Consider the following 21,495-nt stretch of genomic DNA (forward strand, 5'->3'; position numbering starts at 1 on the left):
ACGATTCCACCGTCACTCCGGGCCACGCGCGACTGCCCACCATCACGGCGGAACGTTGCCCGCGATCACGATGGAACGCTGCCCGCCATCGCGTGGAATGGGTGCCCGCGATCAGTGGAATAGGCAATGGACGATCTGGGCATCACGGCCCGCCGCGCAGATGCTGCCGAGGAAGAGAGCATGGGTACGTTGCGACTGGACCAGGCGTCCAAGGAGTCGCTCGAGGGCTTCAACCAGCGCATGCTGGAAGCCACGAAGCTGATGCGCGAAAAGCTCGGTCGGGCGGCCGATCGCGTACGCGAGGATCCCGTGTTCATCGAGCATCGTGCTCAGGGCGACAAGGCGTGAGGACCTCGGCCGCCGACCGCAGGAAGAGCAGCGTGCTCGCAGAGCGCGAGATCATGCGCTTCGCCGAGCCCGACCCGGCCACCGGCATCCGCCCGCATGCCCTGTGGCACAAGTACGTCCACAACGTCGAATTGGACCCGATGCAGGTCCTGAAGATGCAGGAGATGGACGAGAACCCGAACACAGTGGACTTCTCGTGCCGGCGCACGGGCAAGACGGCCGTGAAGGAGCTGCACAACCTCGAAGAGCTCGCCACGCAGCCGCACCAGGAATGCGGCATCGTCGCGCCGCGGATGCAGCAGTCTCAGAACAACCTGAACTACATGCTCGACGCGATCAAGCGCAGCGAGATCCTCCGTGCGTTCATCGAATACGACAACGGGCGGCCGCAGCTGAAGGACACCGGCTTCCAGTTCGTGAACAAGAGCCGCGCCGCGGCCTACGGGATCATGAGCCAGGTCGACGGCGACAGCATCACGATCGCCGACCTCGAGGAGGTCGACGACATGCCGCTGGACCGCCTGCTTTCGCGATTCCTGCCCATGCTCGGCGCGGCCCGACGCATGGGCGCGGATCCGCGCCAGGCCGGCTTCACGCCGCGGATCCGCGTGACTGGCGTGTTCAAGGGCGCCGACGTCCTCTCGGCCATGATCGCCACAGGTCAGTACCACCAGTTGCCGTCCGTCGACGTGCATCTCGCGGTGGAAATGGGTCTGGTGAACCGGCAATGGGCCGACCAGATGCGCATCGAGCTGCCGGCCGATGAGTACCTGCGGCAGTTCCTGTGCCGCAACGTGCAGGCCCGGAACTGGATCTGGGAGAGCTACCTCAAGCGCGCAAGCGCGTTGGGCCTCGAGGCGATGCTAGAGCGTGCCGGGCCGCTGCCCGGACAGCGCTACAAGCGCCGTGGCCTGGTCACCTTCGGCTACGACCACACTGGACACGGCGAGCGGCCCGAGGCTTCGCGGAGCGCGCTGGTCGTGTGCGAGCAGATGGGCAACTGGTGTACGTTTCCGTTCGCGAAATGGTGGCCGCCCGGCGTCGACGACAAGGTTCTGGCGCGGGACTTGGTCGCGCTGTGGGACTACTTCCGCCCCGACTACGCCATCGGCGACGCGTACGGCGTCGGCATGCTCACCGGGCTGAACGACGAGCTCTTCCGCCAAGGCCTCACGCACATCAATCGGGAGACCGTCGACGATGGCCAGAGCAACGCAACGGCCTGGGCGGGCTGGGCGTTCGCTCCGATGCGATTCGATGGAATGACGAAACACGTCATGGCCAGCGCGCTGCGCGAAGTGTTCCACCACGGCCGCGCGGCGTTCCCCTACGTCGACATGATGGACGACGCGGAGCCCGAGGAGTGGCGTGCGTTCGTTCGCCAGTTGAACAACATCCGCGCCGTGCCGACACAGGCGAGCTACAGCAGCTTCAAGATGGCCGACCCCAAGATCGGCGACGACTTCTTCGACGCGGCCTGCGCCGCGGTCTATGCGCTGCTGACGCGTGGTCTCGCCGACGCGCCGACCACGATCCAGTCCAAGAGCGTTTCGCGGGACCAGCTGCTCGGCCTACCCGGCGGCATGGGTCGGCTGGTGCGCGCGTACTCCCCTGTCAACGAAGGCCATTGGAGGGCCGCCGCATGAACGCACTCGTTCCGATCAAGCAGACGATGGCCGTGGCCAGCCGGTCCATGAGGGCCGCGTGGCAAAAGTTCTTTCCGGCCGCAGGCGGCAAGTTGCAGGGCGAGCAGGGCGATCGCGTCGACGCCGAGACGGCGCTGCATCGCCTGTACGCGCGCATGTGGATCGACACCGAGCGCCGCGAGCTCGTGCAGATGATTCGCACCATGGACCGCGAGGACGGCCGCGTGAAGCGGATCCACAGCAAGCTCGCGCGCGACTGCATCCGCGGCGGGCTCGTGCTGCAGGTGAAGGAACGGCACAGCAGCGAGGTCCTCAAGCGCGAGTGGTCCGCGTTCCTTGGACGCCTGCAGCTGGACAACGTCGAGAAGCTGAAAAGCGACGGCCGCGGCCTGGTGATGGAGGGCAACCTGCCGCTGCAGCTGCTCTTCGACAGCACGATGAACGTCGTGGCGGGGGTGCGAATGCCGAGCGAAACGATCCAGCCCATGACGGACCTGGGCGGCCGCTTCCAGGACCCGGCAAAGGCCTTCGAGCAGCGTGACGTGATGACGGGCCGCACGATCGGCTCCTGGGCCGCGTGGCAGATGGTGATGGCCCGGCTCGATCCCGACAACTTCGACGACCTGGGCAGCATGGGCCGCCCGTTCCTCGACTCGTGCGCGAAGACGTGGCGCAAGTTGACGATGACCGAAGAGGACCTGGTCATCCGCCGGCGGATGCGCGCGCCGCTTCGCCTCGCGCATGTCCTCGAGGGCGCCACCGACGACGATCTGGCGAAGTATCGGCAGGACCACGAGGCCAAACAAGGTGAGATCACGACCGACTTCTACCTGAACCGGAAGGGCGGGGTGCAGCCCGTGCAAGGCGACTCGACGCTGGGCGAGATCACGGACGTCGTCCACCTCCTGGATTCGTTCTATGCCGGCGGGCCCGCGCCCAAGGCGCTCTTCGGCTACACCGATGGCCTGAACCGCGACATCCTCGAGGACCTGAAGCGCGACTACTACGACGAGGTCGACGGCCTGCAGGACTGCCAGGCGAGCGCGTATGCGATCGCGTTCCGCATGCACCTGCTGTTCAAAGGCGTCGACCCCGATCCCGACGAGTTCACGCTGCGCTTCGCCCAGCGGCGCACCGACACGCCCAACCAGGTGGCGGACCTCGCGTTGAAGTACATGGCCTTGGGCATTCCGTGGGAGATGATCTGGTCGAACATGGGCATGGATCCTGACTTCGTGCTACAGAAGCTCGCCGAGCAGGCGAAGCGCACCGATCCCTACCCGCTGCCCAGCGCCGGCGGCGGCCAGGCCGGCGCGAAGGTCAGCGTGACGCCGGGCAACGCGCCGAAGCAGGAGAGCTCGACCAGCATCAGCAACGCCGGCGGCAACGGCGGCCGCGGCCGCGCCTGAGCGCTGCCAGCGAGGCCGGACCGTGAAGCAAGCCGCCGCGATCAAGCGCGCGTCCCAGCAGGCTCGCAATGCCATGCGCGAGCTCGACCTGCAGTCGGTGGAGCAGCTGAAGCTGCTGTACGAGCGGTCGGCCGAAGATGTGCGGCGGGAGATCTACGCCGCGGCGGACGCCGGCGACCGTGTGCCCGAGCATCGCCTGCGGCAGCTGCTGCAGCAGATCGAGGCGGCGATCGACAGGCTGGGGGCCGAGCGCGATTCGATGTTGCGCGAGGCGATCGGCCGCGCAGCGGAGCTCGGTGTACGTCCGTACACCGCCCAGGGCGTGATCGCCGTCGGTGGATCCGAGGCGGTGCTCGAGGGCGCGGCCGCGCAGCGCGTCAGCGAGGCCGCGGTGGACTTCGTCGTCCGGTTCACGCAGGCGGATGGGCTCAACCTCTCCGAGCGCGTCTGGCGGCTGAACGAGGGCGCGAAGGAGGCGCTGCGCCGCGCCGTGGCCAGCGCCGTGATCCGCGGCAGCAGCGCGGCCCGGGCGGCGCAGGAGCTCGCCCTGCAGGGCCGTGCGGTACCGGCCACCATGCAGCAGCTCGATCGCGCGGGCGCCGCGGGCCACGTCGCGAAACTCGCGGATTTGCTGACGTCGCGCGACGGTGGCGAGGTGTGGAAGGCGGAGCGGGTTTTCCGCACCGAACTCAATCGGGCGCATGGCGAGGCCTTCATGGCCGGCGCGGAGAAGACTCCAGGTTTCTCGGGCTTCCGATTCCTGCTCAGCCCGGCGCACCCGGAGGTCGACATCTGTGACCTGTTGGCCAGACAGAACCTGCACGGCCTGGGCGCCGGCGTCTACCCGACGCGTGAGCTCACCCCATGGCCCGCGCATCCCAACACTTTGAGCTTTCTCGAGATCGTCTTCGTAGACGAGATCACGCCTGCCGATCGCGCCGGGAAGGAGACCGAGCTGGAGGCACTGCAGCGGCTGGGGTCCGCGATCCGTGAAGGCGTGCTGGGACAGAAGAAGGCCAGCTACTTCGATCGAGGCCTGTTGACCAAGGGCGCGATCCGCGCGACCTTGCGAGAGGTTGACCGTCGCGTTCAGCGTTAAGCGTCCACGCTCGCTAGCCGCAGTGCTGAATCGACCACGAATGACTCGCAGAAGTCCAGTGAGACGTCGTCGATATCTTCCGGCGAAAGCCGGTTCCACTCGACGCTGGTATTCCCCGCCGCGAACGTATGCACGATCGGGGTCAACCACTTGAATCGCGAATAGCTTCGATAGTCCAGCCCCAGCGCGAGAATCTTCAGCGATCGCCGCATCGGTTCGATGGACTCGATCACTGCGCGTGAGAAATCTTCAAGGGCTCTATCGTCACCGCGTCGACTCGATGAAAACCTGGCGAAGCGGAGATCACGCCCGAAGTCGTATGGTGATTGCCGACCCATTTCAAGCGGGTCGTGATCGGTGTAGTGCTTCAACAGCGCGTCGAACGCCATGGCAAAGTTCTCGGCGGAACCTTGCTTGTCACCAGAGGCGTGGCAGGACGCAGCGGCCTGAAGAAAGACTCTGGCGCGATGCGGCTCAACGAATGCCGCGAGGGAAATCGCACTGAACTCGATACCGAAAATCAGCGGTGTCGCGAGCGCGAAGAACTCGGAGCACGTTTCCCTGTAGAGCGAGACATCGGCGGCACTGGGCAACTGGCCTCGATGCTTCAACGACACCCGGGCATCGTTGAGCCGTCTCATCGCGGTTTGCTTCGGGAGAGCAGCCCCCAACTTTTCAGAGAGCGGGGCCCAGTACTGCTCGAAAGTCGCGCGAGCGGGGAGGCCCGTATTCATGTGCTCGTTCGCCAGCAGCAAGAACATCTCCACCGCGTCGTGAAACTCCAGCAGTGATGCGCTGTTGCGCAAGCCAGGCGCTCGGGATTGTTGCTCCGCCGAAGCATGCAGGTACTTGGTGAACGCCAGTCGGCGCATGGTCTCTGGTGCGATGTTCATTGGCGGCATTCTCCGGGTCCACCGTTTTACCTCCTTTTTTTGCAATGACGAAAGGCTGAGCATCGGTTCCGAGCTGTAGGAGGCTCAGGGGACTCGAAAATGAAGCGGAACGCTCTCAGGGCGATGCACGTGGCTGCGACAGCCGCGGCGATCGCCAGCCAGGCCGGCACCTTCGGGGGCCGGCACTTCCTGTTGGAGGAAGCCTCGGCCGCGATCGGCCGCGTACGGTTTCTTTCGCAGGCGGTCGAACTGGCCGAGGGGCAGAAGCAAAGCTGGGTGACTCTGACGCGGGTGGGCGATTTCAGCGACCCGCGCTACGGGCGTTTCAGCATCACGCTGGACATGCTCAACCAGATGGTGGGCAACTTCGACAAGCGTGTCCTGGGACAGGACATCTTCATCGACGTCAGCCACCGCCCGAGCGACGGCGCCGCCGCCAAGATCCTGAAACTCGCGATCGAGACGGGTCGACTGCGCGCCTTGGTGGAGTGGACCGCGTTCGGCATCGATGCCGTGCGCAACCGCGGCTTCACCTATCTCAGCGCCGAGTTCCACGAGAAATTCACGGACAACGAGAAGCAGCTGCAGCACGGCTGCGTCCTGCTCGGCGCCGGTCTGACGATCCGCCCCGTCATCAAGCAGCTGGACCCCATCCAGCTCTCGGTGGACGACGGCGATCACGTCGACGCCGCGCGGATCTGCATCTCGCCCGCCCTCCTGCGCGAACTCACCCAACTTTCACAGGAGTCGGACATGGATCACCTGAAGCAACTCGAAGAAAAGCTCAAGGCGCTCGGCCTGAGCGACGCCGTCGTCACCAAGCTGCTGGCCGAGGCCAAGAAGCAGATCGACGCTGCGGCCGACGTCAAGGCGAAAGACGCCATCGTCCTGGCCTGGGAAGAGACCGGCAAGACGGTTCACGCCGAGGTCAAGAAGCTGGCGGCCGCCGGCGGTGGCGGCAACGTCACCATCACTCTGGCGACGCCGGACGCCAACGTCGAAGACGCCGTGACGAAGGCGCTCGCGGCCCGCGACAAGGCGGCGGACGACGCGAAGACGTCCCTGCAGGCCAAGCACAAGCTCCTGGCCGACACGATCAAGGCCGGCGACAGCACGCTCACGGACGAGGGCGTCACGGCGCTTGCCACGCCGATGCACGCGCTGATCACCGCCGTGTCCACCGACGACCAGGTCAAGGCGCTCGCCGCGATGGTGGTGGACAACGCCAAGAAGCTGTCGGCCGCGGTCAAGCTGGCAACCCTGGGTTACGCCCCGCCCTCGGGCAGCGTGCATATCTCCGTCGACAGCTCGAACGAGGTGAAGAGCCTGCAGGAGACGGTCGACAAGCGGCTCGGCTACACGCGCACCGAAGGCGACGAGAAGCGCTTCTACGCCACCGGCGGCAGGCTGCTGGCAGCCAACAAGGAGTACGCCGACCGCGTGCTGGCCGAATACGACCGTGCCCACGGAGCGCACCTGCACATCGAGCACAAGGCACTGGCGGCGGGCACGGGGATCATCAGCGACATCAAGGTGCCGTACTCGGTCGAGCGCACGGTGCTGCGCGAGGCGCTGTACAACCTGATCAGCCTGAACTTCATGAACGTGGGCACCGCCGCGATGGCGCCCCAGGTCATGATCCCGTACAGCTGGCGCGACACCACCGCCGCCGGCACGGTGAACACCCGGATCTACGAACGCCAGGCCATCCAGAAGGCCGGCATCAAGCAGGACTGGGACATTGCCTACCCGATCCCGCAGAAGCTCGCCTTCAACGTCTCGAACGAGATGCAGTACCTGCTGGCGGCCAGCCCGATCAACTTCGACCCGATCGCCGAGAACGTGGCCAACATGGTCCGCATCGTCGGCGAGGACACCGAGGCGATCAACCTCAACGAGATCGTGCGGGCCTCCGACGAATACGCCGTGGTCGCCGTCAGCAACGAGGCGGTGGCCTCGGGCGACGGCACGAAGACGATCTTCGCGCTGAACAACTTCCCGGTGGCCAAGCCGCGAAAGTACTTCGACCTGCAGGGCGCCCAGGTGGGAAGCACGGTCAACGCCATTTCGGTGTCGATCAACAGCGTGGCCACGGCCGGCGAATACCTGCCGAACCCGGACGGCACGGCGCTGGCGAACGGGACCTACTGGGTGATGGACTACAACCTCGGCGAGGTGCGGTTCGTCAACCAGGCGGGCGTGGCCGTGGTTCCTCCGAACACGCACGCAATCGTGGCGTCGTACTCGTACAGCACCAACGTCTCGAAGTTCGACATCGATCTCGGCTCGCTCACCGTCGGCGCGAAGTACGACAACCTGCTCACCGCGATCGGCACGCGCCGCTCGGTGATCGAGGACGATCGCTACTACACCGCCAACATGGTGCTGATGACCGGCGGCGTGGACAACGCGCTCGGCCAGGCGACCACGTTCACCGCCAACGGCGCGCGCACGGGCACCAGCCTGAACGCGGACGGCACGGTCGGCGTCACGAAGGGCGTGGGTACGTTCAAGGTCCGCGGGCCCGGCCTGCTGATCAACGACAACCGCATCGTCGTCGCCGAACGCGGCAACAGCCACTTCCGCATGCTCAAGCCCTGGTCCATGGGCCCGCTGCAGGACGCGCGCAACAGCAACGGCAACTTCATCGCCGCCAAGGAAGGCTACGGCGAGCAGTTCATCGCGTCGCACACGCCGGTGAACCGCAAGCTCGCCGCGACCAGCGTCGTGCTGTACAGCGGCAACGGTCGCGTCGACCGCTGATCCGACTTCGCATAACCCCCGTCCTGAGAGCTGCCCCCCGCCCGGCATGAGCCCGGGCGGGGCATGCGAACAGGGCGCACCAGGAGCCTGGCATGAGCGTGAAGTACGTCGAGAACCCGACCGCGCAGACGATCTTCGTCGGCGGCAAGATGATCCCGCCTGGCGAGGGCCGCGAGATCCCCATCCACCTGCTTCCGTCCGCCGCGTCGTCCGCGCCGGCCGCCGACGTGGAGCAACCCGACGCCGCCTCGGAGCTCGCGAAGCTGCTCGAGCTCTCCATCAAGGCGCTCTTGCCCGAGCTGCACCTGCTCGACGACGAGCAGCTGCGCGCGCTCGACGCGCTCGAGCAGTCGGCCGCCGGCCGCAAGGGCGTGACGAGCGCAATCCAGGAACTCCTCCTGGAGCGCGGCGACACGCAGCTGCAGATTGCGACCGCCGGTGAAGCGCTCGAGGCCGCCAGGGCGAAGCTCGCCGCGTTGACCGCGGACGCGCCCGAGGTCGAGCGCTTCGATGCGGACACCGCGGTGAGCGAGGCAGAGGGCGATCTGGCCCGTCTGCGTCAGCATCTGGCGGACATCTCGCCGCCCGCCGCGTAGGGGAAGTCCATGCCGGGCACGATGTCCGAAGCCGACCTGGTCGCCGACCTGAAGGCCTCGCTGTTCGACGCAGCGAACGCCTTCACGGAGGCGAACGACGCCGCTTTCAAGCGCTTCCTGCAGCAGGCCTTGCCCGACATGCAGGTGAAGAAGCCCTTGACGCGGCTGGGTCAGCTCGCGCTCGTCGCCGGCACGCCCAGGTACGCCCCGGCCGCGGACTTCGCCGCATTGAAGATCGACCTGTGGCGCGATCCTGCACGGTTGCCGAAGCCTTGGGAACCAACGTACCCGGGCCCGCTGCCATTCACCGCCGCCGCCTGGGACGGCGATGCCTGGTGGATCCAGTTCGAGCCCGCGCCGACGGCGGCGCAGATCGGCGTGCTCGGCTCGACCTTCAGCTACTGGTACTTCGCCACGCACGTGATCTCGGCCACGGCCGCCGACACCACCGTCAACCCGCAGGACCGCGGGCTGCTGCTCGTGCGTGCGCAGGCCGAAGCCATGCTCGCCATGGCCAACCGCAACGCCGGCAAGCCCGTGAGCATGCGCGACGGCCTCTCCGGCACGCCGCGCAACAGCACGCCCGCGGCGCTGTTCCAGCTGCTCATGGACGTTTTCAGGGAGGCGCGCTGATGGCCACTCGCAAAATCGTCGGCGAGTCGCGCCTGGTGATGGCCATGCGCCAGATCCCGGAGGCCACGGAGAAGGAACTGGACGCCGAGCTGGACGTGTGCGCGCAGCTGGTCGCGCGCCGCGCTCGCTTCAAGGCGCGCAAGTTCCGCACGCTTCTGGCGAACGGCATCCAGGTGTCGACGCCTACGAAGCTGGTGCACGAGATCGCGCCCTCCGCCAACTATGCGGTGCCGCAGGAAGAGGGCGTCAAGCCGGGCGGCAAGGGCCTTCCGCGCTTCAGCGACCCCGAAGCCGCGGACATCATCGCCTGGCTGCGCACGACCGCGTTCCGTGGCCAGGCGAAGCCGCGCGCGAACAGCATGGCCGCGGTGCGCCGTGAGTTGGAACTGCGCGACCGGTACGAGGGCTTGGCTTGGCACATCCGCCACAAGGGCGTGAAACCCGGGCCGTACATGAAGCCCGCCTTCGACGAGCTGGCACCCGTCATCGCGTCGCGCCTGCAGGCGGCCGCCGCAGGCGCAACGCAGCGCGCCGCGGGAGGTGCTACGGCATGAGCTTCGACCTCGACGCCGTGCTCGAAGGCCTGAAAGACAGCCTCGCTGCGGCGTTCCCGTCGCCGGTGAAGGTCACCCGCGACCTGATCGACCCCGCGCAGGAAGGCGACGAGCAGCTCGCGCACGGCGTGATCTGCCTGGTTGCCGAAGGCGGCGGCGAATTCGCGAACTACCTCGGCCGCGAAGGCGAGCTCGGCAAGGCCGACGTCGCGCTCGTGGTCTTTCTCAAGGTGGCCAACGATTCGACGCCCGCCGACGTCGAGAGCGCCGAGCTGCAGTGGCTGAAGGACCTGACCGCCTGGTGCGCGACCGGTCCTTTCGATCCCGCGGACGACGTCCTCCCCGGCTCGTTCGTCCTGAGCAAGCAGCTCGAGCACCCCTATGGCTGGCTGCTGTTGAAGCTGGCCGTCGACGCCTGAAACCGGAGAACTCCATGAAGCAACGCAACACCTCCACCCGCGTCAACGACACCGCCCCAGGTGCCGGCGCACCCGCCGCCGGCGGCACCCTCGATACGGCCGGCGACACCAGCGCGGAGAACGCGCCCAGCGAGCCCGCTGGCGGCTGGCCGCGCGACCGGTACACCGGCATGCCCGGCTGCTACACGCGCGACCCGCGCACGGGCGTGCGCACGCCGGCGGACGACACGGCGCGTGCCGTGCAGGCCGAACAGGACGCCGCCGAGACGGCCGCCGCCGCTTCCCAACCCCAACCCCCGGCCGAAGGCCAGTAAACGGCTGCGGCCGAAGGAGAACCACGATGGCGAAACTCATGCGACGGATGCTCGTAATCGCGGTCGCGCAGGCGGGCCTCGGCTCGCCCGGCTCGCCCACGGCGGCGTCGAACTCGATCCAGACGCGCACGGCGATGCCCAAGCCGATCGCGATGGAGTACCTGCAGCGCAACCTGGTCAAGGCGGTGAAGGGCAACTTCGGCACCATCGCCACCGGCGAGCACGGAATGATCGAGTTCGAGACCGAGCTCGCGAAATCCACCGCGGCCGGCACGGCGCCGCCGATCAAGCCGCTGCTGCTGGGTGCGGGCTTCGCCGAGACCCTCGTCGCCGACACGAGCGCCGCGTACAACCTGCACAGCAGCGCGCACACGTACCTCACGCTGTGGTGCTACGTCGACGGCGTCGTCTTCAAGATCGAGGACGCCTGGACCACGGTGAGCGCCGAGCTCAACCCGAAGGGCATCCCCGTGCTGAAGTGGCGCGCCATGGGCAAGTACGTGGCGCCGGCCGACGCAACCTTCCCCACCGACTACGACTTCAGCGCGTTCCTCAAGCCGCTGCCGGTGCAGAAGGTCAACACGCCCACGTTCACGGTGCATGGCGTTGCCGTGAAGGCCTCCGCCTTCAGCTGGGACCTGGGCAACCAGCTCGAATGGAGCGAGCTGATCAACGAGAGCGAGGTCAACAGCAACGACCGCCAGCCGTCCGCTCGAGTGACGTTCGAGCTCACCAGCGTGTCGACGAAGAACTGGGCGGAGACCGTGCGGCTGAACACCGAGGCCGCGATCCAGATGATCCACGGCGTGGGCGCGGGCAACCAGGTCCAGATGGACATGCCCAAGGCGCAGTTCACTGCCGACCCCGACCTCACGACGGTCAACAACCGCGTGTTCCTCAACGGCCAGCTCTCGCTGAATCCGAATGCGGGCAACGACGAACTCGTGCTGACCTGGAAGTAGCCGGGCGGCCACCCTTCTCACCACTACCACCACAGGACCGACACCATGGGCTTCAAGTTTTCGAAAGACGAGACCTTCACCGCGAAGGTCAAGGTTCCCGTCGCCAACAAGGAAGGCGGCTACGACGTCAGCGACTACGTCGCGGTGTTTCGGCACCCGGATGCTGAGGAGCTGAAGACGCTGCGCGCGACCGCGAACGACGAGCTCGTGCTCGGCAGCGTCAGCGACGGTACGCAGGAGCGCAAGGGCGCGGTGCTGATCGGCTGGCAAATGCGCGACGACGACACGAAGCAGGAAGTGCCGTTCAACGACGAGACGCTGGCGGCCGCGGTGAAGGTCCCGAACTTCGTCATGTTCACGGCGATGGCATTCTGGGAACAGGTGAACGGTGCGCGCGCAAAAAACTTGTAGAGGCGGCGAAGCGCTGGGCCGAGGGCCCGCGCGCGCTGCCGGACCAGCCCCTCTCGGAAAACGATCTGGAGGGCCTCGCAGGCCTGCCCGGCATCACGCCCCAGGCGCTCGCGCAGGCGAGGGCGCAGATTGCCGATGCCGAGGCGATCGCGGAGCGCGAGGCGGACGACGACTTCCCGGTGTGGGGCGTGAACTGGGAGACGTTCCTGTTCTTCCTGTCGCTCACGGGGCAGTGGAACATGCTGGCATACACCGAGATGCGGCCGCTGCCGGGCGGCAACTTCGTCGCGCTCCCCGAGATCCAGCGCGCCGGCCTGCCGGCGGAGCGCGTCGAGAGTTCCCTGCGCCTGCAGTGCGTGGCGCGCGCGCGTCGCGCGGAGATGTACGCGGACGTGTTGCGGATGGAGCGCGCCGTGCTCGAGCGCGATGCGGAGCTGCGAGCCGAGCGCGCGCAGCGGGAGTGAGCTGACATGAACCGCAGCATCGGCAGCCTGGTCGTCCGGCTCGCGCTCGAGCTGCAGGAATACAAGGAGCAATGGCGCCAGGCGGAGCAGGCGACGCGTGAGGGCGTGGGCAAGGTCGAGACGCAGGCCGCGGGCGCGGCGCGCGCGTCCGACAGCCTGACGGATGCGGCGCGAAAGCAGACTGGAGCGCTCGGCGAAGCGAAGGACAAGGCGACGGCGCTGGCTGATGCGCTCGGCACCAGCGTGCCGCGCCTGGCCGCCGTCGCCGCCGGCGCCGCGGCCGGAGCGGCGGCGATCGGGGCGCTTGCGGTGGCGGCGTACCAGGGCAACCAAGAGCAGAAGCAGCTGAACGACACGCTGCTGCTCACCGGGAACTACGCCGGTCTCATGAGCGGGCAACTGGACAAGATGGCCATGACGCTCGCGGCCAGCATCGGCGGCAACGTGGGCAGCGCGCGCGAAGTCTTGGCGGGCCTCGTCGCTACGGGGCGATTCACGGTCGACAGCTTGGAATCAGTCGGCGAAGCGGTGCAGCTGGTAGCGCGCTACAGCGGGCAAACCAACACTCAGGTGCTGAAGGACTTCGCCGGGATGGCCGACGGCGTTTCGAAGTGGGCCGCGAAGCACAACGAGGCTTACCACTTCCTCAACATCGAGACGCTGCGCTACATAAAGCAGCTCGATGAGCAAGGTGAGAAGCAAGCTGCCATGCGCGTCACGAGCGAGGCACTCAGCAAGCACCTGGGTGGGGATCTCGTTCAGAACCTCGGGCTGCTCGAAAGCGCCTGGAACAAGATCACGAGCGGCGCATCGGCTGCGTGGGCGGCGATGAAGGGCGTCGGCAAGACGGAAGGTCTGGATGCACGGATCGATGCCTACAACCGCGCGATCGAGGGCATGCAGAGCGGCCTCGCCGGCCGAAGCTCAGGGGGACAGGAACAGATTCGGCAGCTTGAAGCCCAACGCGACGCGTTGCTGGCCCTGCAAGCCGTGGAACGCGTCGAGGCCCGAGTGCGGACCGAGGTGGCGGACGCAACGATCAACGCGGGCAAGGCCGACGACGAGTGGGCGAAGGGAATGGAAGGCCTGCGCACGAAGTCTGAGCGCATGAAGGCCGAGCTGCAGTGGTGGGCAGATCGCGCAAAGACGCGCAGCGCTGTGACGAAGGACCCTGAAGTGCTGGCGAGGATAGACGCGGAGCTCGTCGACGCCCAGCGCCGCGTGCGAGAGAAGTACGCGGATAAGAGCGGGGGCCGCACGCCGCCGCGTGACCCCTACGAATCCTTGCTGCGCCAGGCGGAGCAGCGCCTCGCTGTGCTCAAGGCGGAGGAGGAAGCGACCGAAAAGCTGACGGACGCCGAAAGGACGCTGATCAAGCACAAGGCCGATCTCGCGAACGGCTACGCCAAGGAAAACCAAGGGTCGGAGCGCGCGTACAGGGCGAAGCTGGAGGAGCTTGTCGTGCGCGACAAGGCCATTGCACAGCGGGCCAAGGAAGCGAAGGACCGGGAGGAAGCGGCAAAGCGTGAGGCCAAGGAGTTCGACGAGAACGCCAAGGCCAACGCCGACCGCCTCGAGGCACTGGAGAAATCCGCGCAGCAGACGGAAGACGCGGCGAAGAAGGACCTCGAGCACGTCGCCACGCTGGGACTCACGAAGCGCGCCGTCGCCGAGCTGCAGGCGGCGAAGCTGGAGGACATGGCCGTCAGCAAGGAGCGGCTGGCGATCGAGGCCGACCTGATCGACATCAGCGGCAAGATGGGCGATGCCATGCGGCGCGAAGCGGCGGCGCTGCGCACGCGCGCCCAGGCCGCGCGCGCCGGCTCGGTGAAGGAGGAAGCGATCGACGCCGCGCGCGAGGCCGCCAAGGAGTGGGAGCGCACCGGTCAGGTGATCGAGGACGCGCTGTATGGCGGCGTGCAGGCTGGGCTGCGCAAGGGCGAGAGCTTTTCCAAGGCGTTCTTCAAGGGCCTGGAGCAGGCCGCGGCAACGACCACGCTTCGCTTCGGTGCCCAGGTCGGCACCAGCATCCTGGGATTCAGCTCCGGCAACGGCGGGGGCAGCAACGTGCTCGGAGCCGCGGGCGCCGGCAGCAGCATCCTGAATTCTCTGGGCCTCGGCGCGTCGGCACTGACCGGAACCATCGGCGGCACGTTCGGCGCCGGCGTGATGGGCGGGCTGGGTGTGGGCGCCGCCGGCGGCTACAGCCTTCTGGGCGGGCTCGAGCTGGCCGGCAGCCTGGCCAGCTCGGGCGCGATGATGGGCGCCGCCGGCGCCGCGCTGGGCACCCTCGGGCCGATCGGAATGGGCGCCGCGTTGATCTACAACCTGGTGAACAAGAAGGCGGGCGGGCCCAAGGTCGACGGCGCTTGGGGCCTGCTCAACTCCGGCATCGGCGTCGGAGGCACCGACGCGGAGTCGAACGCGACGGCGGCGGCGGCCGCGCGCGGCCTGCAGTCCACGTACGCCCAGGTCCTTGGCGCGTACGGGCGGATCAGCGACCTGCAGTACGGCCTGGGCTTCAGCTCCGACCCCAAGGGCACCTCGTCGTCGTTCTTGGACATCACGGCGAGCCGCGGCGGCGCGACCGCGTTCACCTCGCTGAACCGGGACGTGGGCCGCTCGCCCGAGGCGATGGAATCCGCGATCAAGGCCGAGGGCGCGCGTATGGTTTTGCGCGGCCTGCGGGAGGCGAACCTGGGCGGCGAGCTGGAGGCCTACCTGATGTCGCTGGGCGACCTGGCCAGCCTCGCCGGCGACGCCGCCGAGTCGGCGCTGGCGCGCGTCACGAAGGCGGCCACCGAGAAGCAGCAGCTGGAAGAGCGCCTCTTCCAGCTGCAGGCCAGCGACATAGAGAAACTCACGCACGTGCGCGACCTGGAGCGCAAGGCTGTCGACGCGATGAACCTGCCGCTGCTCGAGCGGGTGTACGCCCTGGAGGACGAAAAGAAGGCGACCGCGGAGGCCACGGCCGCCGCGGCCGCGCACCAGGCGCAACTGCAAGCCGACATCGCGACCAGCCGGCGCGAGCTGGAGGCCGCTTACACCCGGGAAAGCAGCGCGCTGCGCGACGTGATCAGCCGCAGCAACGGCGCCGTGGAAGCGTTGCGCGCGTTCGGCCGCGAGCTCGCCAGCGGGCCGCTGGCCATGCTGACCGTGGAGGACCAGTACCGCGCCAACCGGGGCCGGTTCGAGCAGCTCGCCGAACAGGTGAAGACGGACCCGTCGGTGTATGAGGACTTCATCGCCGCGGCGCGCGAGTTCGCGACCGCGAGCCAGGCCAGCAATTCGAGCGGCACGAAGTACTTCGCCGACCTGGAGCAGATCCGCCAGGCCACGGCCGCCGCGCGCATCAGCGCGGCGGCGCAGGTGAACGTGGCGCAGCTGCAGCTGGATGCGCTGCGCGCGCTGACCGCACCAATGATCAAGGTGGACGGCAGCGTGTTGTCGGTGCGCGAAGCCGTGCTGAAGCTCGCCGAGCAGCTGCTGCAGGAGAAGGCGGGCACGCCTGGCAGCGGCCTGAAGTCAGTGCCGGTGATCGGCGGCGGCGGACTTTCGATGATCGTGCCCGACGACACCGGCGGCTCAACGTCGGGCGGCTGGCAGTACGGGTCCGCGGATCTGATCGGTCGCGTGAACCAGGCGATCGGCGCCGGATCCTCTGCCGTCGACATCGCGCGCGGTCTGATCGAGAGCGGGGTGACCGCCGAACGCATGATCTCCGCCCTGCTGGAGGTCAACGGCGGCGGCTACAACGACGCGATCGGCGCGACGGCCTCGAACTACGCGAAAGCCTTCGAGCAGGCCCAGGCAGAGATCGCGGCCATGCGGGCGAACAGCCACGCGGACGGCCTGCACTACGTGCCGTACGACAACTATCCCGCGACGCTGCACCGTGCCGAGCGCGTGCTGACCGCCGACCAGGCGCGCACGGCCGACGCAATGCCGTCGCTGATGTCCGCGCTGATCGCCCAGGTGAAGTTCCTCGGAGACAAGCTCGACAGGCTCACCAACGTGAGCGCCCAGGGCTTCGGCGAGGTGAGCGTGAACACGGCCGCAATGGCGGTCGGCGCGCAGCGCAGCCATGCCGAGCAACTGGTGACGCGCGGCCTGCCGGTGAAAGAGAGGGCCGCTGCATGACGGCTCCGGTGATGCACCTCTACTGGGTGGAGATGTACCCGCTCGACGCCTCGGGTAACCAGGTCAAGCTGCGCTTTGCGACCCGCGGCGTCTACGCGCCGCATATCGTGAGTTTCGGCACGGTCGCCTACGACGATTACGACGTGTGGATGGAAGGGCTCGTGCTGAACGCCGGGGTGATCCGCCGGGCGATCTTCGGCGGCAACCGCGCGATCGGACGCACCGACATGGGCGCCGGCTCGCTGCAGTTCCAGAACAGGAACGGCGCTCTCGACGGCTGGGACGACTACAACTTCGATGGCCAGCCCGTCCTCGTGCGCTATGCGCCGAGCAGCGTCATCACCACGGCGGACGACGTGGCATTCGTCGGGTTCATGGGCCGTCCGGACTTCGACCGCGGCGTGGTCACCGTGCCCGTGCGCGACAAGCTGTATGGGCTCGACCAGCCGGTGCAACCCCTGAAGTACGGCGGCACCAACGTCGCGCCCAATGGCCTGGACGGGACCCCCGACGACATCGCTGGCCAGCCGATCCCGGTCTGCCAAGGGATCGTCTTCAACGAAACGCCCGTGCGCGTCAACGCGGTGCGCGAGATCTACCAGGTCCACGACAAGCTGTTCCAGTTTTCGTCCACCGGCACGCCGTGGAGCCTGGAGGTGATGGACCGGCGCATTCCACTCAGCCTCGGCGAGCTGCGCCCGCTCGGCGACTTCCAGACCGCTGCGTACGAGCACGACGTCAGCGTCGTCGACACGGTGACCGATACGCTGACGCTGACCGTCGGCTACGTGAGCGGCAACGGCGTGGCTGTGCATGTGCATAGCGACACGACGATGCCGGGTGGCTTGAGCGACACCCAGTACTACTACGCCCGCGGCGTCTCCACGTACGTGATCTCACTGCATCCCACGAGCGCGGATGCCGTGGCCAACACGAACAAGGTGAGCATCTCGAGCACCGGGAGCGGCGCAATCCAGGTCGGCATCAACCGCACGCCCTTCGGCCGCTACGACGTCTGCAACGTGGGCACCGGCGTCTACTTCCGGCTCGGTTCGAAGCCGGCCGGTGCGGTCACCTTCAACGCGCGCAACAACGCGCCCAGCTACCTTTCGCCTTTCGGCACGAGCGGCGTCTCCCTGGGCTACGTGGCGCACGAAATCTTGTCGCGGATCGCTGACGCCGGCGTCTACACCTACAACCTGCCCGGCGACAGCGACGGCGGGATCTTCATCACGCAGGAGATCACCGCGCGCGAGCTGCTGGCGCAGCTGGCCGGTGGCGTCGGCGCCGGCACGCCGGCCTACGGCACCGCGACCAGCGCGAACGTGGATCCGCGCGTCGACCTGGTCGTCCCGGTCGACCCGGCGACTTCCACAGAGGTGCTGACGCTGACCGCGACGGAGCTCGGCGAGAACCTGCAGGCGCTGCCCCCGCAGGACGAGTTCGAGGGCGCGCCCATCTGGCGCGTGAACATGGGTTACGCGCACAACGGCACGGTGATGTCGAAGACGGACATACCCGGCGCGAGCGATGCGGACCTGGCATTCTGCGAACGGGCCTATCGAACCGTGACTCGCGAGAGCGCGGCGATTAAGACTCAGTACCCGAAGGCTCGAGAGCTCAACCTGCAGTCGCACCTGGCGACGAGCGCCGGCGCGGCCGACCAGGCTGACGCGCTGCTTGCCCGGCTCGGTGTGCGGCGCCGCTTCTACGCCGTCGACGTGCCGATCCAGGTCACGCGCGGATTGCCCACGCCGACGTCCACCCTGCAGCTGAACGACTGCGTGAAGCTCGTCGACCCGCGCCATGGCTTGGCTGCGGGCAAGAAGACCATCGTCTTCGAGATGACGCCGAATCACGCCACGAACCGCGTGGCCCTGATGCTGTGGGGATGATGTGAAGAACTTCCTCGTTGCTTACGACAACCAGGCCGATGGCGCGACGCTCTCGGCGGCGCCGGGGAGCGCGGCCTGGCAGACGCCGTATCCGCTGATCAACCTGCAGGACTACCGCGTCAAGAAGCTCGCGAAAACGGCGAACGCTGCGGTGGCCAACACGAAGTTCCGCTTCTCGCTCGCCGCGCCGGCGTTCATCAGCATGCTTGCCCTGGCCAACACGAACGCGAGCGTCGACGCGCGCTTCCAGTGGCTGCTCTACACGGACAACACTTTCACGACGGCGAAGTACGACAGCGGCGTGCTTGACCTGTACCCCTTGGGGACGATCCCCTTCGGCGCGATCCCGTGGGGTGCGCCGAACTGGTGGACGGGGCGGCCGCTGCCGTCGGAGATTGCGCTCTTTCAGCGCAACATCGCGCACGTGCTCTCGACCTGGCAGTACGCGCAGTACGGCGAGTTCCGCCTGCTCGACTCGGCCAACGCCGATGGGTACTTCAGTGCGGGCCGTTTCATGTGCGCGCAGGCCTTCCAGCCGCGGCGCAACGCGCAGTACGGTGCAGCCGTCGGTCTGGAACCACGCACGCGCGTCGATGTCGCGCGCGACGGGACGCCGTACTTTGACGTGATGCGGGCGAACCTGGTCATGCCCTTCGCGTTCCCGCAGCTCAGCGCGATCGAGGGCATGAAGAAGCTGCAGCTCGACGCGACCGTGGAGTCCCATGGCGAGGTGTTTGCGATCTGGGACCACAGCGACCCCGCGTACTGGTTCCAGAGAAGCCTGATGGGCCGCCTCGCGAAGCTAGATCGCGTCACGCACCCCAAGTTCGCCAACTTCGAAACCGCGTTCCAAGTGGAAGGAATTCTCTGATGGCAACGGTAACCATCCCGATCGCGCTCGGCGGGACCAACACGGCATACAGCGACGGCACCGGCGCGAATGGCATGGCCAGCAGCAACGGCTACGGCTACAACTCACTCTTCATTGCGATGTCCCAGGAGGTCATCAACGCGTGTGCTCTTGCCGTGCAATACGCAACGAATCTTTCGCCCGCGGTCGGCGATCGCACGGTGAGCGGGAACCTGGGTATCGGCGTCAGCCCGGGCGCGTGGTCAGGGTCAAGCAACGTAGTCCAAGTGGGTGCGAATTTTGCACTGGAGAACAACGCTGGAGCCGCTGGATACAGCGTCTACAACGGCATCCGGCAGTCCGGGGTGTGGAAGTATCTCGGCACGGGTGCCGCGCTGCTCTACGGCCTCGAGACGAGTGGAAACTACTCGTGGTACACCGCCCCCTCTGGAACGGCTGGAAACACGATCAGCTTCACGGCCGTGATGACGCTGAATCCGTTGGCCGGATCAACAGCGACCGCGAGTGGTGCCGCCTGCTCGCTCGTCCTCGGCAAAGACGGGACGACTTCGCGCACGATCAATGCAGGCGGCACAGTCAACGCGAGCGGTGCTGACTATGCGGAGTACATGCGGAAGGCGCCTGCCTGCGGCGTCCTCGTGAAAGGGCAAATCTGCGGGATCGACGTTCACGGCGAGCTCACAGACCTGTGGGACGATGCGATCTCTTTCGTTGTGAAGTCGACGGACCCCAGCTACGTGGGCGGCGACGTCTGGGGGACAGAGGCAGCACTGGGCATGAGCCGGCCTGTGCAGCCGGACACGGTTACCGACTTGCCGCAGTATGAGGCCGAGCTCCTGCTCTTCAACGCGGCGCTGGAAGCCGCTCGCCAGCAAGTCGATCGGATCGCCTTCGCTGGCCAGGTCCCCGTCAACGTCGTCGGTGCGGCACCCGGGCAGTACATCATCCCCTTGCGAGACGGCGTTGGGATCGGTGCTGTGGCCAAGGACCTGGCCGAGCTGAGCCTCGAGGAGTTTGGGCAGGCAGTGGGCAAGGTGATCGCGATCGGCGACGACGGCCGCGCCCGCATCATCGTGAAGGTGGCGTGATGCGCATCATCCACACACGACTGATCTTCTGGGCCGACGGCATGACGTTGACGCCCGACCTGGTGCTGATCAACGCGCGGCTGGAGGGTGACCAGCAACTGCTGGCGCACGAGACCGTCCACTGCGACCAGATGCGCCGCTTCGGCACAGCGACGTTCTGGTGGCGCTATGCGACGAATCGTGCGTTTCGGCTGCTGATGGAGGTCGAGGCCTATCAGAAGGAGATCGCGGGCGGCCGCTCGATCGAGAGCTGCGCACGCGCGCTGTCGGGCCGGCTGTACATGCTCGGCCTCACCGAGTCCCAGATCCGCGGGCAGCTCGCGAAGGAACCCTCATGAAGCACGTGCTCTACCTGGTCGCGATGCTGACGCTCGCCGGCTGTGCATCGAAGCCGCCGCCGCTGCAGACGGGCGTGCAGTGCATGAGCCCGCCGGGCGTGGACCCGTACAGCCGCGAATGCAAGTCCTGGCGCACCGGGCCCACCCTGCGCGAGCAGCGCCGCTTCCAGCAGCCGCCGCCGGCCGCGCCGGCGCGCGGCGTGGGGAAAGACTGGATATGAGCGTCGTCGACGTCGAGGCCAAGGAAACGGATGGCGCGCGTGCGCTGCGTGCGGCCAACCTGGCCAGCATGGTGATGAACCGGCACCCGACGTCGATCGAGCCCGATCTACCGCAGCCGCCCATGGGATGGCAAGGACAGGAGGATTACGCCATGCACAACGAATCCAGAAAGCCGATCTTCGACCCGACGATCAACCTCGGGCACGTTTTGACCGCCATCGCGATCGCTGGCGGCGGGGCGGGCATCTGGTCGGCCACGGAGCGCCGCCTGGCGCTGCAGGAGGAGCGCCAGGCACAGACGAACGAGCGCGTCGCCGAGCAGAAGGAGGTGATCCGCGAGATCCGAAACGACGTGAAGGACGTGCAGCGCACCGTCAACGACATCGTGCGCAGCGCCACGCCGAAGCGCGGGCAGTAGCAGTTTTCAACC

The 21,495-nt window shown here is 67.2% G+C and carries 21 protein-coding genes; 20 read left to right on the forward strand and 1 reads right to left on the reverse strand.

The window, feature by feature from the left end:
* Positions 1–126 precede the first annotated feature (126 nt).
* From AB7E83_RS14750 to AB7E83_RS14765, 4 genes are read left to right on the forward strand one after another with little or no spacing between them, the layout of a single operon-like run.
* A complete protein-coding gene (locus AB7E83_RS14750) occupies positions 127–348 on the forward strand; it encodes a hypothetical protein (RefSeq protein ID WP_428570706.1) in 222 nt (73 codons plus the stop codon).
* A complete protein-coding gene (locus AB7E83_RS14755; RefSeq protein WP_428570707.1) occupies positions 345–1,994 on the forward strand; it encodes a hypothetical protein in 1,650 nt (549 codons plus the stop codon). Before AB7E83_RS14750 ends, AB7E83_RS14755 begins: the two co-directional genes overlap by 4 nt.
* Positions 1,991–3,403 (forward strand): hypothetical protein, encoded by a 1,413-nt coding sequence (locus tag AB7E83_RS14760; RefSeq protein WP_428570709.1) that lies wholly within the window; start codon positions 1,991–1,993, stop codon positions 3,401–3,403. Before AB7E83_RS14755 ends, AB7E83_RS14760 begins: the two co-directional genes overlap by 4 nt.
* A gap of 22 nt (positions 3,404–3,425) precedes the next feature.
* Entirely contained in the window at positions 3,426–4,502 is a 1,077-nt protein-coding gene (locus AB7E83_RS14765) for a hypothetical protein (protein ID WP_428570711.1), read from the forward strand.
* Here the strand turns inward: AB7E83_RS14765 and AB7E83_RS14770 are convergent.
* On the reverse strand, positions 4,499–5,395 hold the full coding sequence (locus AB7E83_RS14770; RefSeq protein WP_428570713.1) for a hypothetical protein: 897 nt from the start codon (positions 5,393–5,395) through the stop codon (positions 4,499–4,501). The genes AB7E83_RS14765 and AB7E83_RS14770 overlap by 4 nt on opposite strands.
* Positions 5,396–5,494: 99 nt before the next feature.
* Between AB7E83_RS14770 and AB7E83_RS14775 the strand changes: the two genes are divergently transcribed.
* The 16 genes from AB7E83_RS14775 to AB7E83_RS14850 all read left to right on the forward strand — a co-directional run bounded on the left by AB7E83_RS14775 (position 5,495) and on the right by AB7E83_RS14850 (position 21,483).
* Positions 5,495–8,158 (forward strand): phage protease, encoded by a 2,664-nt coding sequence (locus tag AB7E83_RS14775; RefSeq protein WP_428570715.1) that lies wholly within the window; start codon positions 5,495–5,497, stop codon positions 8,156–8,158.
* Between the two features lie 92 nt (positions 8,159–8,250).
* Positions 8,251–8,754, forward strand: a complete 504-nt coding sequence (locus tag AB7E83_RS14780) for a hypothetical protein (RefSeq protein WP_428570717.1) — start codon at positions 8,251–8,253, stop codon at positions 8,752–8,754.
* Positions 8,755–8,775: 21 nt separating this feature from the next.
* Positions 8,776–9,387, forward strand: coding sequence for a hypothetical protein (locus AB7E83_RS14785; RefSeq protein WP_428570719.1), 612 nt, complete (start codon positions 8,776–8,778; stop codon positions 9,385–9,387).
* Complete coding sequence (locus tag AB7E83_RS14790) at positions 9,387–9,941, forward strand: hypothetical protein (protein ID WP_428570721.1); 555 nt, start codon at positions 9,387–9,389, stop codon at positions 9,939–9,941. Before AB7E83_RS14785 ends, AB7E83_RS14790 begins: the two co-directional genes overlap by 1 nt.
* The gene (locus AB7E83_RS14795) at positions 9,938–10,360 is read left to right on the forward strand and encodes a hypothetical protein (RefSeq protein WP_428570723.1); all 423 of its coding nucleotides are present in this window, start codon (positions 9,938–9,940) and stop codon (positions 10,358–10,360) included. Before AB7E83_RS14790 ends, AB7E83_RS14795 begins: the two co-directional genes overlap by 4 nt.
* Positions 10,361–10,374: 14 nt before the next feature.
* Complete coding sequence (locus AB7E83_RS14800; protein ID WP_428570725.1) at positions 10,375–10,674, forward strand: hypothetical protein; 300 nt, start codon at positions 10,375–10,377, stop codon at positions 10,672–10,674.
* Positions 10,675–10,700: 26 nt separating this feature from the next.
* Positions 10,701–11,636 carry a hypothetical protein gene (locus tag AB7E83_RS14805; protein WP_428570727.1) on the forward strand — a complete coding sequence of 312 codons (936 nt, stop codon included), beginning with the start codon at positions 10,701–10,703 and terminating at the stop codon, positions 11,634–11,636.
* Positions 11,637–11,681: 45 nt separating this feature from the next.
* The gene (locus AB7E83_RS14810; protein WP_428570728.1) at positions 11,682–12,047 is read left to right on the forward strand and encodes a hypothetical protein; all 366 of its coding nucleotides are present in this window, start codon (positions 11,682–11,684) and stop codon (positions 12,045–12,047) included.
* Positions 12,048–12,235: 188 nt separating this feature from the next.
* On the forward strand, positions 12,236–12,511 hold the full coding sequence (locus tag AB7E83_RS14815) for a hypothetical protein (protein ID WP_428570730.1): 276 nt from the start codon (positions 12,236–12,238) through the stop codon (positions 12,509–12,511).
* A 6-nt stretch (positions 12,512–12,517) separates the two neighbouring features.
* The gene (locus AB7E83_RS14820; RefSeq protein ID WP_428570732.1) at positions 12,518–16,651 is read left to right on the forward strand and encodes a phage tail length tape measure family protein; all 4,134 of its coding nucleotides are present in this window, start codon (positions 12,518–12,520) and stop codon (positions 16,649–16,651) included.
* Entirely contained in the window at positions 16,648–18,546 is a 1,899-nt protein-coding gene (locus AB7E83_RS14825) for a hypothetical protein (RefSeq protein ID WP_428570734.1), read from the forward strand. Before AB7E83_RS14820 ends, AB7E83_RS14825 begins: the two co-directional genes overlap by 4 nt.
* A 1-nt stretch (position 18,547) precedes the next feature.
* Complete coding sequence (locus AB7E83_RS14830) at positions 18,548–19,417, forward strand: hypothetical protein (RefSeq protein ID WP_428570735.1); 870 nt, start codon at positions 18,548–18,550, stop codon at positions 19,415–19,417.
* Positions 19,417–20,505, forward strand: a complete 1,089-nt coding sequence (locus AB7E83_RS14835; RefSeq protein WP_428570737.1) for a hypothetical protein — start codon at positions 19,417–19,419, stop codon at positions 20,503–20,505. The genes AB7E83_RS14830 and AB7E83_RS14835 overlap by 1 nt, the downstream gene beginning before the upstream one ends.
* Positions 20,505–20,843, forward strand: a complete 339-nt coding sequence (locus tag AB7E83_RS14840) for a hypothetical protein (RefSeq protein ID WP_428570738.1) — start codon at positions 20,505–20,507, stop codon at positions 20,841–20,843. The genes AB7E83_RS14835 and AB7E83_RS14840 overlap by 1 nt, the downstream gene beginning before the upstream one ends.
* On the forward strand, positions 20,840–21,064 hold the full coding sequence (locus AB7E83_RS14845) for a hypothetical protein (protein WP_428570739.1): 225 nt from the start codon (positions 20,840–20,842) through the stop codon (positions 21,062–21,064). The genes AB7E83_RS14840 and AB7E83_RS14845 overlap by 4 nt, the downstream gene beginning before the upstream one ends.
* The gene (locus tag AB7E83_RS14850) at positions 21,061–21,483 is read left to right on the forward strand and encodes a hypothetical protein (RefSeq protein ID WP_428570741.1); all 423 of its coding nucleotides are present in this window, start codon (positions 21,061–21,063) and stop codon (positions 21,481–21,483) included. Before AB7E83_RS14845 ends, AB7E83_RS14850 begins: the two co-directional genes overlap by 4 nt.
* Positions 21,484–21,495: the final 12 nt, after the last annotated feature.

Source organism: Ramlibacter sp., from assembly GCF_050250995.1.
GTDB lineage: Bacteria > Pseudomonadota > Gammaproteobacteria > Burkholderiales > Burkholderiaceae_C > Ramlibacter.

Excerpts from the sequence above, each read along its gene's own strand:
- AB7E83_RS14810 (WP_428570728.1), top strand. The coding sequence starts at position 11,682 with ATGGGCTTCAAGTTTTCGAAAGACGAGACCTTCACCGCGAAGGTCAAG.
- AB7E83_RS14825 (WP_428570734.1), top strand. The coding sequence starts at position 16,648 with ATGACGGCTCCGGTGATGCACCTCTACTGGGTGGAGATGTACCCGCTC.
- AB7E83_RS14800 (WP_428570725.1), top strand. The coding sequence starts at position 10,375 with ATGAAGCAACGCAACACCTCCACCCGCGTCAACGACACCGCCCCAGGT.
- AB7E83_RS14785 (WP_428570719.1), top strand. The coding sequence starts at position 8,776 with ATGTCCGAAGCCGACCTGGTCGCCGACCTGAAGGCCTCGCTGTTCGAC.
- AB7E83_RS14795 (WP_428570723.1), top strand. The coding sequence starts at position 9,938 with ATGAGCTTCGACCTCGACGCCGTGCTCGAAGGCCTGAAAGACAGCCTC.
- AB7E83_RS14780 (WP_428570717.1), top strand. The coding sequence starts at position 8,251 with ATGAGCGTGAAGTACGTCGAGAACCCGACCGCGCAGACGATCTTCGTC.
- AB7E83_RS14835 (WP_428570737.1), top strand. The coding sequence starts at position 19,417 with ATGGCAACGGTAACCATCCCGATCGCGCTCGGCGGGACCAACACGGCA.
- AB7E83_RS14850 (WP_428570741.1), top strand. The coding sequence starts at position 21,061 with ATGAGCGTCGTCGACGTCGAGGCCAAGGAAACGGATGGCGCGCGTGCG.
- AB7E83_RS14820 (WP_428570732.1), top strand. The coding sequence starts at position 12,518 with ATGAACCGCAGCATCGGCAGCCTGGTCGTCCGGCTCGCGCTCGAGCTG.
- AB7E83_RS14840 (WP_428570738.1), top strand. The coding sequence starts at position 20,505 with ATGCGCATCATCCACACACGACTGATCTTCTGGGCCGACGGCATGACG.
- AB7E83_RS14770 (WP_428570713.1), bottom strand. The coding sequence starts at position 5,395 with ATGAACATCGCACCAGAGACCATGCGCCGACTGGCGTTCACCAAGTAC.
- AB7E83_RS14805 (WP_428570727.1), top strand. The coding sequence starts at position 10,701 with ATGGCGAAACTCATGCGACGGATGCTCGTAATCGCGGTCGCGCAGGCG.
- AB7E83_RS14750 (WP_428570706.1), top strand. The coding sequence starts at position 127 with ATGGACGATCTGGGCATCACGGCCCGCCGCGCAGATGCTGCCGAGGAA.
- AB7E83_RS14775 (WP_428570715.1), top strand. The coding sequence starts at position 5,495 with ATGAAGCGGAACGCTCTCAGGGCGATGCACGTGGCTGCGACAGCCGCG.
- AB7E83_RS14845 (WP_428570739.1), top strand. The coding sequence starts at position 20,840 with ATGAAGCACGTGCTCTACCTGGTCGCGATGCTGACGCTCGCCGGCTGT.
- AB7E83_RS14760 (WP_428570709.1), top strand. The coding sequence starts at position 1,991 with ATGAACGCACTCGTTCCGATCAAGCAGACGATGGCCGTGGCCAGCCGG.
- AB7E83_RS14790 (WP_428570721.1), top strand. The coding sequence starts at position 9,387 with ATGGCCACTCGCAAAATCGTCGGCGAGTCGCGCCTGGTGATGGCCATG.